The sequence below is a fragment of the Nonomuraea roseola genome (assembly GCF_039535395.1).
GTDB lineage: Bacteria > Actinomycetota > Actinomycetes > Streptosporangiales > Streptosporangiaceae > Nonomuraea > Nonomuraea roseola.
On the sequence record NZ_BAAAXC010000015.1, the window covers coordinates 710246 to 725678 of the forward strand.

The 15433-nt window shown below is 70.9% G+C and carries 15 protein-coding genes; 6 read left to right on the plus strand and 9 right to left on the minus strand.

Going from position 1 to position 15433, the window contains the following annotated elements; translation table 11 throughout:
• Positions 1–2: 2 nt before the first annotated feature.
• Together ABFX55_RS26440 and ABFX55_RS26445 are read left to right on the plus strand one after the other, a co-directional pair.
• Positions 3–815, plus strand: coding sequence for a HipA family kinase (locus ABFX55_RS26440; protein WP_346125307.1), 813 nt, complete (start codon positions 3–5; stop codon positions 813–815).
• Positions 815–1192, plus strand: coding sequence for a DUF3037 domain-containing protein (locus ABFX55_RS26445; protein WP_346125309.1), 378 nt, complete (start codon positions 815–817; stop codon positions 1190–1192). The genes ABFX55_RS26440 and ABFX55_RS26445 overlap by 1 nt, the downstream gene beginning before the upstream one ends.
• Before the next feature lie 9 nt (positions 1193–1201).
• On the opposite strand, the gene ABFX55_RS26450 is transcribed toward ABFX55_RS26445, so the two are convergent.
• Both ABFX55_RS26450 and ABFX55_RS26455 read right to left on the minus strand, forming a co-directional pair.
• Positions 1202–1942: an MBL fold metallo-hydrolase gene (locus ABFX55_RS26450; RefSeq protein WP_346125311.1), complete on the minus strand. Its 741-nt coding sequence runs from the start codon at positions 1940–1942 to the stop codon at positions 1202–1204.
• Positions 1943–2038: 96 nt separating this feature from the next.
• The gene (locus tag ABFX55_RS26455; RefSeq protein WP_346125313.1) at positions 2039–3040 is read right to left on the minus strand and encodes an NADP-dependent oxidoreductase; all 1002 of its coding nucleotides are present in this window, start codon (positions 3038–3040) and stop codon (positions 2039–2041) included.
• Between the two features lie 281 nt (positions 3041–3321).
• Between ABFX55_RS26455 and ABFX55_RS26460 the strand changes: the two genes are divergently transcribed.
• Positions 3322–4017, plus strand: a complete 696-nt coding sequence (locus tag ABFX55_RS26460) for a DUF4097 family beta strand repeat-containing protein (protein ID WP_346125315.1) — start codon at positions 3322–3324, stop codon at positions 4015–4017.
• 9 nt (positions 4018–4026) lie between these two features.
• Here the strand turns inward: ABFX55_RS26460 and ABFX55_RS26465 are convergent, their stop codons facing one another.
• From ABFX55_RS26465 to dxr, 6 genes are all read right to left on the minus strand, one after another.
• Positions 4027–4857, minus strand: a complete 831-nt coding sequence (locus ABFX55_RS26465) for an NAD(P)H-binding protein (protein ID WP_346125317.1) — start codon at positions 4855–4857, stop codon at positions 4027–4029.
• A 9-nt stretch (positions 4858–4866) separates the two neighbouring features.
• On the minus strand, positions 4867–5709 hold the full coding sequence (locus tag ABFX55_RS26470) for a GNAT family N-acetyltransferase (RefSeq protein ID WP_346131251.1): 843 nt from the start codon (positions 5707–5709) through the stop codon (positions 4867–4869).
• A 52-nt stretch (positions 5710–5761) separates the two neighbouring features.
• Entirely contained in the window at positions 5762–7375 is a 1614-nt protein-coding gene (locus tag ABFX55_RS26475; protein WP_346125319.1) for an alpha/beta hydrolase, read from the minus strand.
• Between the two features lie 98 nt (positions 7376–7473).
• Positions 7474–8841: an MFS transporter gene (locus tag ABFX55_RS26480; protein WP_346125321.1), complete on the minus strand. Its 1368-nt coding sequence runs from the start codon at positions 8839–8841 to the stop codon at positions 7474–7476.
• Between the two features lie 358 nt (positions 8842–9199).
• The gene (gene ispG / locus ABFX55_RS26485) at positions 9200–10366 is read right to left on the minus strand and encodes a flavodoxin-dependent (E)-4-hydroxy-3-methylbut-2-enyl-diphosphate synthase (RefSeq protein ID WP_183648464.1); all 1167 of its coding nucleotides are present in this window, start codon (positions 10364–10366) and stop codon (positions 9200–9202) included.
• A gap of 44 nt (positions 10367–10410) precedes the next feature.
• On the minus strand, positions 10411–11592 hold the full coding sequence (gene dxr, locus ABFX55_RS26490) for a 1-deoxy-D-xylulose-5-phosphate reductoisomerase (RefSeq protein WP_346125323.1): 1182 nt from the start codon (positions 11590–11592) through the stop codon (positions 10411–10413).
• A gap of 139 nt (positions 11593–11731) precedes the next feature.
• Between dxr and ABFX55_RS26495 the strand changes: the two genes are divergently transcribed.
• Genes ABFX55_RS26495 through ABFX55_RS26505 form a run of 3 tightly spaced genes read left to right on the plus strand, consistent with a single transcriptional unit; the run spans position 11732 to position 14396 of the window.
• The gene (locus ABFX55_RS26495; RefSeq protein WP_183648471.1) at positions 11732–12724 is read left to right on the plus strand and encodes a trypsin-like serine peptidase; all 993 of its coding nucleotides are present in this window, start codon (positions 11732–11734) and stop codon (positions 12722–12724) included.
• Between the two features lie 56 nt (positions 12725–12780).
• The gene (locus ABFX55_RS26500; RefSeq protein WP_346125325.1) at positions 12781–13848 is read left to right on the plus strand and encodes a trypsin-like serine peptidase; all 1068 of its coding nucleotides are present in this window, start codon (positions 12781–12783) and stop codon (positions 13846–13848) included.
• A 47-nt stretch (positions 13849–13895) separates the two neighbouring features.
• Entirely contained in the window at positions 13896–14396 is a 501-nt protein-coding gene (locus tag ABFX55_RS26505) for a GNAT family N-acetyltransferase (RefSeq protein WP_346125327.1), read from the plus strand.
• Here ABFX55_RS26505 and ABFX55_RS26510 read toward each other — a convergent pair.
• The gene (locus ABFX55_RS26510; protein WP_346125329.1) at positions 14336–15325 is read right to left on the minus strand and encodes a LacI family DNA-binding transcriptional regulator; all 990 of its coding nucleotides are present in this window, start codon (positions 15323–15325) and stop codon (positions 14336–14338) included. The two genes, ABFX55_RS26505 and ABFX55_RS26510, sit on opposite strands and share 61 nt — an antisense overlap.
• Between the last annotated feature and the right edge of the window lie 108 nt (positions 15326–15433).

Here is a 15433-nt window from a genome sequence, read left to right on the forward strand (position 1 = left end):
CCATGCTGGAAGAGATCACGGCGACCCGCTACGTGACACCGTTGCGCGAGGGCGGGTCGCTGCCAGGCGTGGTGGAGGCCGACGACCTCGGCACCTACGCCGTGAAGTTCCGGGGCGCGGGTCAGGGGCCCAAGGTGCTGGTCGCGGAGGTCATCTGCGCCGAGCTGGCCAGGGCGCTCGGGCTGCGCACCCCCGAGCTCAAGCTCATCGACCTCGATCCCCAGATCGGCCTGCGCGAGCCCGACTTCGAGATCCAGGCCCTGCTCCAGGCGAGCGAGGGGCTCAACCTCGCCGTCGACTTCCTGCCGGGCGCGCTGGGGTTCGACCCGCTCTCGTGGCAGCCCGACGCCACGTTCGCCGCCGAGGTGGTGTGGTTCGACGGCCTCATCCACAACGTCGACCGCAGCTGGCGCAACCCCAACCTGCTGGTCTGGCACCACGACACCTGGCTCATCGACCACGGCGCCGCGCTGTGGTTCCACTACAGCTGGAAGAGCGCCGACCCGCAGCGGCCCTTCGACGCCGGCGACCACGTCCTCGCGCCTTTCGCCACCGACGTCTCCGCGGCGGGCGACAGGTTGGCCGAGAGGGTCACCAGGGAGCTCCTCTCGTCGATCACCGCTCTGGTGCCTGACGAGTGGCTGGAGGACGACGTGTTCGACTCGGCGCAGGCCGCGCGCGAGGCCTACGTCGAGCACCTGCTCGCGCGCGCCCACGGCCCTCGGGCCTGGCTGCGCATGGCGGGCGAGACGCCCGCGAGGCCGAAGAGCGGCCCGAGCTCGGTCGGCGCGTTCTGGAAGCAGGGAGACAAGTGATGCAGCGCGACGTCTACGAGTACGCCGTCATCCGCGTCATCCCGCAGATGGAGCGCGGGGAGCAGATCAACGTCGGGATCCTGCTCTACTGCCAGCCGCGCGCGTACCTGTGCGCTCGCGTCGAGCTCGACGAGGCCCGCCTGCGCGCCCTCGACCCCGCCGCCGACGCCGCCCAGGTACGGCAGGCGCTGTCGGCCTACGAGCTGGCGTGCGGCGACGAGGCGGGCCCGCTGGTGCGCGAGTCCCTCGGCAGCAGGTTCCGCTGGCTGACCGCCCCTCGCAGCACGGTGGTGCAGACCTCGGCCGTGCACGCCGGCCTCACCTCCGACCCCGACGCCGAGCTGGACAGGCTCTTCGACCGCCTGGTCCGCCTCTGACCGAGCGGCTCACACCTCGACGCTCATGCCGCCCACCGCGACCGCGATCTCGTCGCGGAAGCTCCTGCCCGCGGCCTCCACGGCGGCCCCGGGGTCCGTGCCCGGCCACAGATGCGTCAGCAGCAGCCGTCCCACCGCCGCATCGGCGGCCTGCTGGCCGGCCTGGAAGGCGCTGGTGAGGTAGCCCGCGTCGTCGGGCGGCATCTGGTCGGGATAGGTCGCCTCGGCGATCAGGAGGTCGCTGTCGCGGGCCAGCGCGACCAGGTCGGGGCTTGGGCCGCCGTCCCCTGTGTAGGTGACCGACGTGCCGCCCGCCCGCACCCGCACGGCGGCGTTGGGCACCCAGTGCGGCAGCAGCGCCGTGTCGACCGTGAAGGGGCCGAAGGCCAGCCGGTCACCGGCCTCGAACTCACGCACCTGGTAGGCCTCCTCCAGCATGCCCGGCCGGTCCAGGGACAGGACCGCCGACAGCGCACCGGGCAGGGCGTGGATCGGCAGCGGCGGCGGCCTGTGCCCGCCCAGCGCCCTTGCCCTCAGCAGCGGGTTGAGGTCCGCGCAGTGGTCGGGATGTCCGTGGCTGATGACGACCGCGTCGACCTGCTCGGCGGTCGTCGTCTCCAGCAGGCGTGGCAGCGCCGCGTAGCCCAGGTCGAGCAGCAGTCTGAAGCCGTCGTGCTCCACCAGGAATCCGCTGCAGGCCTGTCCCGCGGTCGGCCAGGCGCCGCACCCTCCCAGCACAGTGATCCTCATAAGCTCGATGATGCCATCGAGCGCGGGGAGCCGGCGCGCCCCTCGGCGTCGCCGGCTCCCTCAGGGCCGTCCTGTCATGTGCCGCTCTCCGGCCGTTCAGAGCCTGACCAGCATCTTGCCGACGTTGCCTCCTCGCATCATGTCGAGGAAGGCCGAGGGGGCCTGGGCGATGCCCTCCGCCACGGTCAGCTCGGTGTGCAGCGAGCCGTCCGCCAGCCAGCCCGCCGCCTTGCCGATCCACTCGGGGAACAGGTGGAAGTAGCTGTTGATCAGCATGCCGCGCAGGTTGGCGTCCTTGGCCGCCAGCGAGAACAGGTTGGAGGGGCCGGGGACGGGCGAGGTGGCGTTGTAGGTGCTGATCGCGCCGACCAGCGCGATCCTGCCACCGTGCCGCAGGGCGTCGATGGCGGCCACCAGGTGGTCGCCGCCGACGTGGTCGACGTAGACGTCGACGCCGTCGGGCGCGGCCTCGGCCAGCTGGGCGGCGAGCGAGCCCGCCCGGTAGTCGATGGCCGCGTCGTAGCCGAACTCCTCGACCAGCTTCTTGGCCTTCAGCGGTCCACCCGCCGAGCCGATGACCCTGGCGGCGCCCAGCTTGCGGGCCAGCTGACCCGCGATGCTGCCCACCGCTCCTGCCGCCGCCGAGACCAGGACGACGTCGCCCTGCCGTACGGGGGCGACCTCGGTCAGCGCGGCGTAGGCGGTCAGGCCCGTGGTGCCGAGCGCGCCCAGGTAGGCCTCGGCGGGGGCCAGAGCGGTGTCGACCACGGTGGCGGCGGCCGCGTCCATGACGGCGTACTCGCGCCAGCCGAGGAAGTGCACGACGGTCGCGCCGACGGGGACGGCGGCCGAGCGGGAGGCGACGACCTCGCCGACCGCCGAGCCGTCCATGGGGGCGCCGAGCTGGAACGGCGGCAGGTACGACTCGACGTCGTCCATCCGCTCGCGCATGTAGGGGTCCACGGACATCCAGGTGTTGCGGACCACGATCTGGCCCTCTTCGGGCTCGGGGACGGTGGTCTCCACCAGTTCGAAGTGCTGAGGAGTGGGCTCGCCGACAGGGCGGGAGGCCAGGCGGATCTCACGGCTTGCGGTCATGGTGTCTCTCCTTGTTCGGCCGGTCTCGCCGACCGGTGGGACCACTGTGCCGAGCACCGCGCACGATCGGCTGGGGGTCGGCTGGGGGTCGGCTGGGGGTCGGCTGGGGGTCGGCTGGGGGTACGGCCGGGGCGCCTCGGGAGCTCGGCGATCCGCCCGCCGGGCAGGGCGTCGTCGAGGGATCGCCGCCGGGTCCCGGGGCTTGCGAGGGTGGCCACTCAGGGGTGTTTCAGGGTGGTCCCTGAAGGCGTCGCTCCCTGCCTGTAGGAGAGTTGGCTCTCGTGAAGACGAAGAGGACGATCGTGATCGTGGGCCTGGTCGGGCTCGGGGCGGCCCTGACGGGGTGCGGCGGGCTGGGCGCGAAGGAGCGGGAGAGCGTCAGCTACGACGTCACCGACAAGGTGGCGGCGCTGAGGGTGGAGGCCGACTCGGGCACCGTCGAGGTGGTGGAGTCCGACCGCCAGGGGATCCACGTGACCGAGACCCTCGTCTGGAGGAAGAACAAGCCCGCCGCCAGCCACGTGGTGAAGGGCGACACGCTGACGCTGACGTTCACCTGCCCGGTCTCGGTGGGGATCAACTCGAGCTGCGACGTGAGCTACGTGGTCGAGGTGCCGAAGGGCCTGCGGGTGGACGCCGAGACCGACTCCGGCCGGATGACACTGACCGGCCTGTCGGGCGAGGTGAAGGCCAAGAGCGACTCGGGCGCGATCGAGGCCGACCGGCTGACCGCCAAGAAGGTCGTGGCGGAGACCGACTCGGGCGACACGAAGCTGGTGTTCACCACGCCGCCCGACAAGGTGGAGACCAGAAGCGACTCCGGCTCAAGCGAGGTGCGCGTGCCGAAGGGGCCCTACCACGTCACGGCCGAGACCGACTCGGGCGACAAGGAGATCGCGGCGATCCACGACGACTCCGCCGCCAGGACGATCGAGATGAGCAGCGACTCGGGCCGCCTGGAGGTCGCCGCCTCCTAGCTGGTACACCTAGACGTCCGACCGGCGGAAGGCCGCGGTGTTGGCTGCGGCCCACTCCGCGAAGGGCCTGGGCGGACGGCCGGTGACCTGCTCGACGGTGGGCAGCACGGTCGACTCGTCGAGGTTGCCCTCGGCGAAGAAGTCGAAAAAGGCGTCGACGTACATCTGCGGCATGGCGGCGCTCATCTGGGCCCTGGCCTCCTCGTCGGAGAGCCCGACGAAGGTGAGGTCGCGTCCCAGCGCCTCGCCGAGCAGGCGCACCCTGTCGGCGGGCGACAGCGACTGCGGCCCCGTGAGCGGGTAGACCTGCCCCTCGTGCCCGTCGGTCAGGAAGGCCGTGGCGGCGACCGCGCCGATGTCGAGGGGGTCGATCGCGGCCACCCGCACGTCGGGGAAGGCGTCCTTCACCACGTCGCCCGCCCTCAGCTGTTCGAGCCAGCGGAAGGTGTTGGCGAAGAAGGTGCGCGGGCGCAGGATCGTCCACGGCACGCCCGACTCGCGGACCATCGCCTCCGACTCGATGTGGTAGCGAGAGACGGCGTTGGCCGGGTTGCCCGTCTCGGCGGCGCTCGCCGACAGCAGCACGACGCGCTCCACGCCCGCCTTGGCGATCTCCGCCAGCGTCGCGGCCATGTTGTCGTAGCCGCTGAGCAGGAAGACCCCCCGCACCCCCTCCAGCGCCGCCACGACGGAGGCGGGGTCGTTGAGGTCGCCCGTGGCGAGCTCGGCCGGCAGGTCGGCCTGCCGCCTGACCAGTGCGCGGACCGGCTCGCCCGCCTCGGCGAGCGCGCCTACGACGGCCCTGCCCGCGTTTCCTGTGGCCCCAGTGACGAGGATCATGAAAAGAGCCTAGAACAGGACAGACATGAACGTGTCGACCTCGTGGAAGCCGACCCTCCTGTAGACGGCCCTGGCCGGGTGGTTGAAGTCGTTGACGTACAGCGAGACGACTGGAGCGAAGCAGGAGAGCGCCGCCTCCACCACCGCCGCCATGCCCGCCACCGCGTGACCGTGGCCGCGCAGCGCGGGGTCGACCCAGACGCCCTGGATCTGGCAGGCCTGCGGGGTGACGGCGCCGACCTCGGCCTTGAACACGACCTTGCCGTCGTCGATGCGCGCGTAGGAGCGGCCGATGCGGATCAGCTCGGCCACCCGCGTGCGGTAGAGCGCGCCGCCGTCGCCTCCGTTGGGCGAGATGCCCACCTCTTCGGTGAACATCGCCACGCAGGCGGGCAGGAGGATGTCGAACTCCTCGGGACGCACCCGCCGTACGAGCGGGTCGGCGGGATAAGGGGACTTCTGGGTGGTCGCCATGACCGGCTGCGACCAGCGGATGGCCCTGGCCCGCCCCCAGTGCGGCTCCAGCCGCTCCCACAGCAGCTCGACCGCGGGGGCGGGGCCGACGATGGACGAGCATCGGCGGCCCTGCTTGCGCGCGCGGTCGGCGAAGGCGTGCACGGCCTCGGGCCCGGCGTTGACCGGCACCAGATTTGCTCCGGCGTAGCAGAGCGAGGTGAGCGCGCCGCGCGGCCCGAACCCCCACATCTGCCCGCCCAGGCGCGTCGGGTGCAAGCCGACGCTCCTGACCCGTGAGGCGACGAAGACGTTGGCGACAGGGTTGGTGTCGAGAAGTGCGAGCACTTCGTCCCTGTCGCTGTCGTCGAGCACGCGCGACGCCGATGTACGCAGCATCACACCGGCCAGCCTACGCGACCTGCCCCGTTTTGACATGAACCACGCCCAGCTATCGACGGCCGAGCGCCTCCATCAGGCGCAGGTGCGGCGCGTCCCCCGCCGCCATCCGCGCCGTCGGCGTCGGATCCGGCACGCCGGGGCAGTTCGCCCGCGTGGAGGGCAGCGAGCCGTCCTCGAGGTAGCGGAACAGGTGCTGGTCCACGCATCTGTCGCCGCCCAGCGCGACGCCGTGGTTGCCGCCAGGCACGACGAGCATGCGGGCGCTCGGGAACAGCCTGCGCATGTTCACCGCCCCCTCGTACGGCGTGGCGGCGTCGCGCCGCGACTGGATCATCAGGATCGGCGGCAGCTCACGGGCCGCCCTGAGCGTCACGGGCGTCCCTGCCCGTGTGGTCCAGAACGCGCACGGCGCGTTGTACCAGGCATTGGGCCAGGTCAGGAAGGGCGCGACGCGGTGCAGCCTGGCCATGTCGGTCCGCCAGGTCGTCCAGGTGCGCGGCCACGTGGCGTCGGTGCACTGCACGCCCAGGTAGACCGCGTAGCCGTTCTCGTCCTCCGCGCTGCTCTGGCCGTGCTGCTTCCACGCCTCCACCAGGCCCTGCACGTCACCCTGGCGCACGTACCTCGACCAGGCGCCCGCCAGCCTCGGCCAGATCTCGTTGGCGTACCCGCCGAGGGTGAACAGGTCGTCGAGCTCGCTCGCCCCCACCAGTCCGCCCGCCGGCCTGGCGGCCAGGCGCTGGCGCATGGAGTAGTAGGCGAAGGAGGTCTCCTTCGCCGTACGGCCCAGCCGGTAGACCGCGTTGTGCTTGGCCGTCCAGGCGAGGAAGTCGCGGTGACGCCGTTCGAAGGCGAGGTTCTGGGCGAGGTTGGCCTTGTACCAGACGCCCTTGGGGTCGACCGTGCTGTCGAGCACGAGGCGCTTGAGCCTGCCGGGGAAGAGCGAGGCGTAGACGGCGCCGAGGTAGGTGCCGTAGGAGTAGCCGAAGTAGCTGATGCGCTCCTCCCCGAGCGCGGCCCTGATGGCGTCCATGTCGCGGACGGTGTTCTCGGAGGTCAGATGCGGCAGCATCCACGCCCACAGGTTGCCGCAGCGGGCCGCGTACTCCTGGGCCCTGCCGAGCAGCACCCTTTCGGCCGCGAAGCTTCTCGGCACCTGGTCGGGGCGGGGCGCCGTGAAGTACTTGGCAGGATCGACGCAGCGCAGGGCCGGCTCGCTCTTGCCGACCCCGCGCGGGTCGAAGCCGACCACGTCGTAGCGGGCCGCCAGGCCTGGCGGCAGCGCCGAGGCGACGTACGTGGCCAGGTCGAGCCCCGAGGCGCCCGGGCCGCCGGGGTTGACCAGCAGCGTGCCCAGGTGGTTGGCGTCGCGGGAGACCGATCCCTTCACCCTGTTGAGCGCCAGCTTGATCTTCTGGCCGTAGGGATCACGGTGGTCGAGAGGCACCCGCAGGGTGGCGCACTCCACCCCCGGCTGCTCCGGCTCGACCGCCGGCTGATCGATGATCCCGAGACTGCCCAGGACCCGGGCGGCGAGCGAAGGCTGCTTCACACACGGTCCCCAGATCACCCCGGAGCCCGCGTTCGCCTCGGCGCTTCCCGCCCCGCCCAGCCCGGCGACCAGCAGCGCCAGTCCGGCGCCAATCCCGACAAACCGCTTCACCCTGCTGTCTCCTCTGCTCATAGGACAGGGAGATACTCCCCTGCGCTGTCATTTGACTACTGTGCGCATGGGTGATTGCTTGCCAACGTGTAATGCTCTCATTGCTCTGCGTAGCCATGGTGATGTGTCCCTCGGGCCATGACGAGGACGCAGACCGTGGCGACGGCGGCGAGAGCGGCCAGGGCGAGGCACACCGCGCGAAGGGCGGAGGTGAAGGCCGCGCCTTCCATGCTGCCTCCGCTGAGCGCGGCCAGCATCGCGCCCACGGCCGCCAGCGCCACGGTCTCGCTGGTCAGACGCGCGGTGTTGAACAGACCTGAGGCGGCCCCCGCCCGCTCAGGCGGAAGGCTGCCGATGGCCAGCCCGTCGAGCACCCCGTTGGACAGTCCCACGCCGATGCCGACCAGCGCGAACGGCGCCAGCAGCGTCATGAGCGTGCTGTCGGGCCCGATGGTGGCCAGAAGCAGCGCTCCCGACCCGCTCACCGCCACACAGCCGGCCACGGTCGCCACGGGACGCCGCCTGGCCAGCGCCGCCCCTGCCGGGGGAAGGACGACCGAGGGGACGGTCAGCATGAGCAGCCAGAGCCCCGCCTGCGCGGGCTGGAGGCCGACGACCGAGATCAGGTACGAGGGGAGGTAGACCACCAGCGGCACGAGGATGCCCATGAGCGCCCCCGCCGCCACCGCGAACGCCAGGAACCTCCTGTCGGCGACGAGACCGGTCTCGATCATCGGAAAGGCCACGCGGCGCTCCACGACGACGAAGGCCGCGGCCAGCACGAGCGCCGCGGCGAACGAGCCGACGATGAGCGGGCTGCCGAAGCCCAAGGCGGGGCCCTCGTCCAGGGCGAAGATCAGTACCAGCAGGGCAGAGGTGAACAGGGCCGCGCCCGCCCGGTCGATCCCGCGTCCACGCGCCCCGCGCATGGCGGGCAGCGCGGGCACGAGCGCCAGGGCCAGCGCGGAGATCGCCGCGGGCACGGCGAACACCGCCCGCCAGCCCAGCCACTCCACCAGCAGGCCGCCCGCCGTGGGGCCGAGGGCGAGCCCCGCCCCGAGCGCCGCGCCGAGCAGGCCGAAGGCGCGCGCTCTGGCCTGGCCGTGGAAGGTCTCGGCGAGGATCGACGTCCCGCCGGTGGTCGCCGCCGCCGCGCCGATCCCGCCGACTGCCCGCACGAGGTCGAGCAGCAGGATGTCGGTCGCGGCCGCGCCGGCCACGCCGCTCGCGCAGAACAACGCCACGCCCCAGGCGAAGACCCGCCTGCGGCCCAGAACGTCGGTCAGCGAGCCCGCGAACACCAGGAAGGCGGCGAAGCAGGCGTTGTAGCTGTTGACCACCCACTGGGTCGCGGCCAGGCCCGCGTCCAGGTCGGCCCTGATGCCGGGCAGCGCGACAGAGGCGCCCGTGATGGACAGGGGAAGGGTGATGAGGGCAAGAAGAATGATGACGAGTGTTCGTCGCACCGCGCGCTCCGTGTGTCGAGCATGGAGCCGGGCAGCGGTAAAGGCCGCACCGGCGACTGACGCTGATGCGGCGGCTCAGAGTGGGATCACGCCGCCGCTAGGGGCGGCGCACTCTGTCCGACTCGGGCATGTCTGCCTTTCACTGGCACGATGAACGCTCGGTTTTCTACCGGACGAGGTTCCCGGCCGTCAACTTCTCTGCGCCATGACGGCCTTTGCACCACGACGGCCCTGCGCCATGACGACCGGAACGCGGCCAGGTTCCCCGGCGCTCCGTGACGACGGGAGCGACGGGAGCGACGGGGGGCGGGGGCGGCGGGGGGCGGGGGCGGCGGGGGCCACGGGGCCCCTGCGGGTCTCAGCCGACGACGACCTGCGGGCCTGAGACCTCGTCGTCGAGGTCGACCTCGACGCCCATCTGCTCGGCGATGCGCAGCGCCTCCTCGATCAGCGTCTCGACGATCTGCGACTCGGGGACGGTCTTGATGACCTCGCCCTTCACGAAGATCTGCCCCTTGCCGTTGCCCGAGGCGACCCCGAGGTCGGCCTCACGCGCCTCGCCCGGGCCGTTGACGACGCAGCCCATGACCGCGACGCGCAGCGGCACCTTCATGCCCTCCAGGCCCGCCTGGACCTGCTCGGCGAGGGTGTAGACATCGACCTGGGCGCGCCCGCACGAGGGGCAGGAGACGATCTCGAGACCGCGCTCGCGCAGCCCGAGAGACTCGAGGATCTGGGCGCCGACCTTGACCTCCTCGACGGGAGGCGCCGACAGCGAGACGCGGATGGTGTCGCCGATGCCCTCGGCCAGCAGCGCGCCGAACGCGACGGCTGACTTGATCGTGCCCTGGAAGGCGGGGCCTGCCTCGGTGACGCCGAGGTGCAGCGGGTAGTCGCACTGCCTGGCCAGCTGCCGGTAGGCGTTGATCATGACGACGGGGTCGTTGTGCTTGACCGAGATCTTGATGTCGCGGAAGCCGTGCTCCTCGAACAGCGAGCACTCCCACAGCGCTGACTCCACCAGCGCCTCGGGCGTGGCCTTGCCGTACTTCTGCAGGAGCCTGGGGTCGAGCGAGCCCGCGTTGACGCCGATGCGGATCGGCACGCCGGCGTCGGCGGCGGCCTTGGCGATCTCACCGACCTTGTCGTCGAACTTCTTGATGTTGCCGGGGTTGACGCGGACGGCCGCGCAGCCCGCCTCGATGGCGGCGAAGACGTACTTCGGCTGGAAGTGGATGTCCGCGATGACGGGGATCTGGGACTTCTTCGCGATGATCGGCAGCGCGTCGGCGTCGTCCTGCGAAGGGACGGCGACGCGCACGATCTGGCAGCCCGAGGCGGTGAGCTCGGCGATCTGCTGGAGAGTCGCGTTGATGTCGGCGGTGACCGTGGTGGTCATCGACTGGACCGAGACCGGAGCGTCGCCTCCCACCGGCACGCTGCCGACCATGATCTGACGGGAGTGGCGCCGCTCGGCCAACGGCTTCGGACGGACCGACGGGATGCCCAGTGCTACGGAAGTCACGTCCTCCAGTCTAGGCAGCGATAGGGACCGTCCGGTTACGCCGTTTAGAACATCCGCTTCGCCGCCTCCCGGGCCCATGCGTCAGCCGCTAGGACCTCTTCCACCGATTCGGCCGGAGTTGCCCTGTGCTGTTCGACGACCTTGGCGACAGTGTCGACGATTCCCAGGAAGGGAAGTCTGCCTTGCTGGAAAGCCTCGACGCACACCTCGTTCGCCGCGTTGTAGACGGCCGGAGCGGTGCCGCCCTCCTCGCCGACGTGCCTGGCGAGCGCGACGGCGGGGAAGGCCTCGTCGTCGAGCGGCTCGAAGGTCCAGGTGTGCGCCGTGGTCCAGTCGACGGCGTGGGCGGCGCCTGCGACCCTACGGGGATGGCCGAGCGCGAGCGCGATCGGCAGGCGCATGTCAGGCGGGCTGGCCTGGGCGATGGTGGAGCCGTCGACGAACTCCACCATCGAGTGGATGATCGACTGCGGGTGCACCACCACCTGGATCCTGTCGAAGCCGATGTCGAAGAGCAGGTGCGCCTCGATCACCTCCAGGCCCTTGTTGACCAGCGTGGCCGAGTTGATCGTGATGACCGGCCCCATCGACCAGGTGGGGTGCGCCATCGCCATCTCGGGCGTCACGTCGGCCAGCTCCGAGCGCCTGCGCCCGCGGAAGGGCCCGCCGCTGGCGGTGACGACGAGCCTGCGCACCGCCTCGGGGTCGTGGCCCGACGGGCCTGCCGCCCACAGCGACTGCTGCAGCGCGGAGTGCTCGGAGTCGACGGGCAGGATCTGGCCCGGCTTGGCCAGCCGTTTGACCAGCGGCCCTCCGATGATCAGCGACTCCTTGTTGGCCAGCGCGAGCGTGTGGCCCGCCTCCAGCGTGGCCAGGGTGGAGGTGAGCCCGAGCGCGCCGGTGATGCCGTTGAGCACGACGTCGGCCGGCATGGCCGCCACCTCGGCGACCCCCTCGGGACCTCCCAGCACGGTGACCCCCGGCAGCGCCTCCCTCAGCGCGGGCACGGCCGCCGCGTCGGCCACCGCCACCACCTTCGCGCCCGTCTCGACGGCCTGCCTGGCGAGCAGATCGGTCCTGCCTCCGCCCGCGGCGAGGGCGGCGACGGCGAACCGCCCCGGGTTTCGGGCGATGACGTCGAGGGCCTGGGTGCCGATGGAACCGGTCGATCCGAGCACGGTCACGGAGCGGGAGAGGTCTGAGTCCACGGCTCCATTGTTCCGCATCCGCCGCAACGCCTGTTAATCAGGTGAATCGAAGTAAATAAATGTCCGAATAACGCTATATCGTTCTACGCAATTAGCGAGAAATCTGGATATTGGTGCCGCTAGCTTCCAACCTCAGTTCCGGTCAATGGAGGTACGCATGCACCGCAGACTCGCTCTGCTTTCCATCCTCACCCTCGCCACCGGCGCCGCCGCGCTCCCAGCGGCGGCGGCTCAGGCGGGAGCGGGACCGAAGCCGGTCGCCGAGGAGGCCGCCGACACCAAGACCGAGCAGAAGGCGGTCACGCAGTACTGGACGCCGGAGAAGATGGAGGAGGCCCAGCCGCTCACGCCTCCCGCGCCCAAGTCCGGCGGCAAGTACGGCGCTCCGGGCGAGCCCACCACCGGCATCCCGTGGGAGGCCCCGCCGACCAGCTCGGCGCCCGGCCAGCCGCAGGCGGCCAAGGCCAGCTCGGGCACCGCGTGGACGGGCGGCGGCGCGATCACCAAGACCGCGGGCCGCGTCTTCTTCACCTACCAGGGCCGCAACGCCTCCTGCTCGGGCAACGCGGTGACCAGCGCGAACAAGAGCGTCGTCATGACCGCGGGGCACTGCGTCAAGATGGGCGGCGCCTTCCACACCAACTGGGTCTTCGTCCCCGGCTACGACAAGGGCGCGAGGCCGCACGGCACCTGGGTGGCCAGCAAGCTGCTCACCACCCCGCAGTGGGACGCGCGCGAGGACATCAACCACGACGTCGCCGCCGTGGTCGTGGCCCCGCTGCAGGGCAAGGCGCTGACCGACGTCGTCGGCGGCCAGGGCGTGGCCTTCAACCAGGGCAGGCGCCAGCAGATGCACTCCTTCGGCTACCCGGCCGCCGCGCCGTACGACGGGTCGAAGCTGATCTACTGCAGCGGCAGGGCCTTCGACGACTTCCTGATGTCGAAGGACCACGGGCTCACCTGCAACATGACGGGCGGCTCCAGCGGCGGGCCCTGGTTCGTGAGCTTCGACGAGAAGACCGGGCTCGGCACGCAGAATTCGGTGAACAGTTTCAAGTACAACTTCGCGCCCAACTGGATGTTCGGCCCGTATTTCGGCGCCGAGGCCCAGGCTGTCTACAACGCCGCGCAGAACACGAACGCACTCTGAGCTGATTTACCGAAAGTAGTCACAAGAACACACCTAGTAGTGCAGACTCGTGGGTCATGACCTCGAGCCTCCCCCTGCTTGCGTCCGTTCCACTCGTCGCAGGCATGATGGGCGCGGCACTGATCGGCGCCACGCCCGTCCAGCACGCATCGAAGCCGGTCGCGCCGGTTCCTGCCCCGCAGGAGGACGTCGTCGAGCACGTGGCGGCTCGCAGTTCTGACGAGCAGCGCCGCGTGCTCGACTACTGGACCCCCACCAGGATGTCGAAGGCGCTGCCGATCGACCTGCTCGACACGATGGCCAAGGCCGCCCTCCCCAAGGACGGTGGCCTGCTGAGCGGCCTGTCCAACAGGGCGGGCCTCGCCACCGCGCCCGAGCTCTCGGGAGCCGCAGGCAGGATCGTCACCCCCCGCCGGCAGTCCGCCAGGCCCACCGCCACGACCAGCGGCTCGCGCTGGGGCACGGGCGGCCTCGTCACCCGCACCACCGGCAGGGTCTTCCTCACCATGGACGGCGTCGACTTCGTCTGCTCGGCCAGCACCGTCAAGAGCGCCAGCAAGGACGTCGTCGTCACCGCGGGCCACTGCGTCAAGGACGGCAAGGGCGCGTGGGCCGGCAACTGGACCTTCGTGCCCGGCTACGAGCCCGGTGGCGGCAAGCCGTACGGCTCCTACACCGCCCGCAGGATGTTCGTCGCGGGGCCGTGGTCCCGCTCGGCCGACGACAGCTACGACGTCGGCATGGTGGCGCTCAACACCTCGGGCGGCCGCCACGTCGCCGACGTGGTCGGCACGCAGGAGATCGCCTTCAACTCCTCGCGCGGCGGCCAGGTCTACGGCTTCGGCTTCCCCGCCGACCCGCCGTTCGACGGCGAGAACCTCATCTACTGCTCGGGGCAGGTCCGCGACGATCCCTACGGCCAGACGCGCGACCAGGGCCTGCGCTGCGACATGACCGCGGGCTCCAGCGGCGGCCCCTGGCTGTCCTCCTTCGACGCCACCACCGGGCGCGGCAAACTCACCTCGGTCAGCAGCTTCAAGTACAGCAACGACCGCGGCACCATGTACGGCCCCTACTTGGGCGACTCGGCCAAGGCGCTGTTCGCCACCGCAGAGCGGGCCTGACCGTCGCGTCACACGTTCGAAACACGGAGGTCGTTATCCTGCCGCGCATGCGGATAACGTCTGAGAACTCCGAGTCGCCGCAGGTCGTGGAGCTGTGCGCGGAGCAGCAGGCCGAGCTGGCCTGGCGTCAGCGCGACGTCGTCGACGACACACCCAAGCACCTCGACCCCCGCATCTCCTTCCTGCTGTTGCGCTCGGACGAGCTGGCGGCGGGGTGCGTGGGGCTCCAGCCGCTGGAGCCCGGCGTGGGCGAGGTCAAGCGGATGTACGTAAGGCCCGCCTTCCGCGGTCGCGGCCTGTCCAGGGCGCTGCTGGCGGAGGTGGAGAGGCTCGCCGCCGAGCGCGGCATGCACACGCTCAGGCTCGAGACGGGCCGCCTGTTCGAGGAGGCGATCGGCCTCTACACCTCCACCGGCTACGCCTCGATCCCGCGCTTCGGCGACTACGCCGACTGCGCCGAGAGCGTCTGCTTCGAAAAGCGCCTCGATCAGCTGGCACCTGTCGAACCGCGGACGACCAGGGTGGGCGTGAACACGTGGTCCACATGAGCGGTGTGGTAGCCCTGCAACCGCTCACCCAGCGCCGTCGCGACGGCTCCGGCCATCTCCTCCACCGGCTGCCTCACGGTGGTCAGCGCGCTGTGGGCGGCCAGGTAGGAGTCGTCGTAACCGATCACCGACACGTCGCGGGGCACCGACAGCCCCGCCTCCCTCACGGCCTCCATCACGCCCAGCGCCATCAGGTCGCTGCCCGCGATGATCGCGGTGGCGCCCGCTGTGAGCAGGATCCTGGCGGCGGCCTGCCCGCCGGTGATCGAGTAGTCCGTCTCGGCGTAGAGCGCGTCGTCCACGCCGCCGAACAGCCTGCGCATCTCCCTGCGGTATCCCCTCAGCCGGTTGCGCGAGGGCCGCAGATAGCCCTGCCCTCCGGCCAGGCCGATCCTGGTGTGACCGAGGGAGTGCAGGTGGGCGACGGCCATCGCCGCTCCCGCGGCCTCGTCCGTGGTCACCGTGGGAACCGGCAGGTCCTTGACCTGGCCGCCGACCAGCACCATCGGCAGGTGCCTGCGATGCAGTTGCCAGTAGAAGCCGTGGTCGGCCGAGGGGTTGGCGTGCCGTCCTGAGATCAGCACCAGACCCTGGATGTGCTGCCTGAGCAGCGTCGCGATGTAGTCGAGCTCGGTCGGCCCCTTCCTGGTGGAGCTGCCGATCATCGCTGTGACGCCCTGGCCGCCGAGCTTGGCCTCGATCGCCCCCGCCAGCAGCGGGAAGACCGGGTTGTCCAGCTCGGGGACGATGATGCCGACGAACGGCTCGGACTCGGGGGCGGGCGCGGCCATGCCCTGCTCGTGCATCTCTCTCAGCACCCTGGCGCGGGTAGCCTCTGCCACGCCGGGGCGGTCGTTGAGCACGCGGCTGACCGTCGCGGCGCTCACCCCGATCCGCTTGGCGATCGTCCGCACGGACAGTCGCGTCACGCGATCCTCCCTCTCCGAGAAATCACCGAAACATGTTGCAACGTGTTGCCTCCGACAAATCGTCGCTCTTAGGCTCGCCGAGCGTAAGGCCAGGTAAACACTGCATTT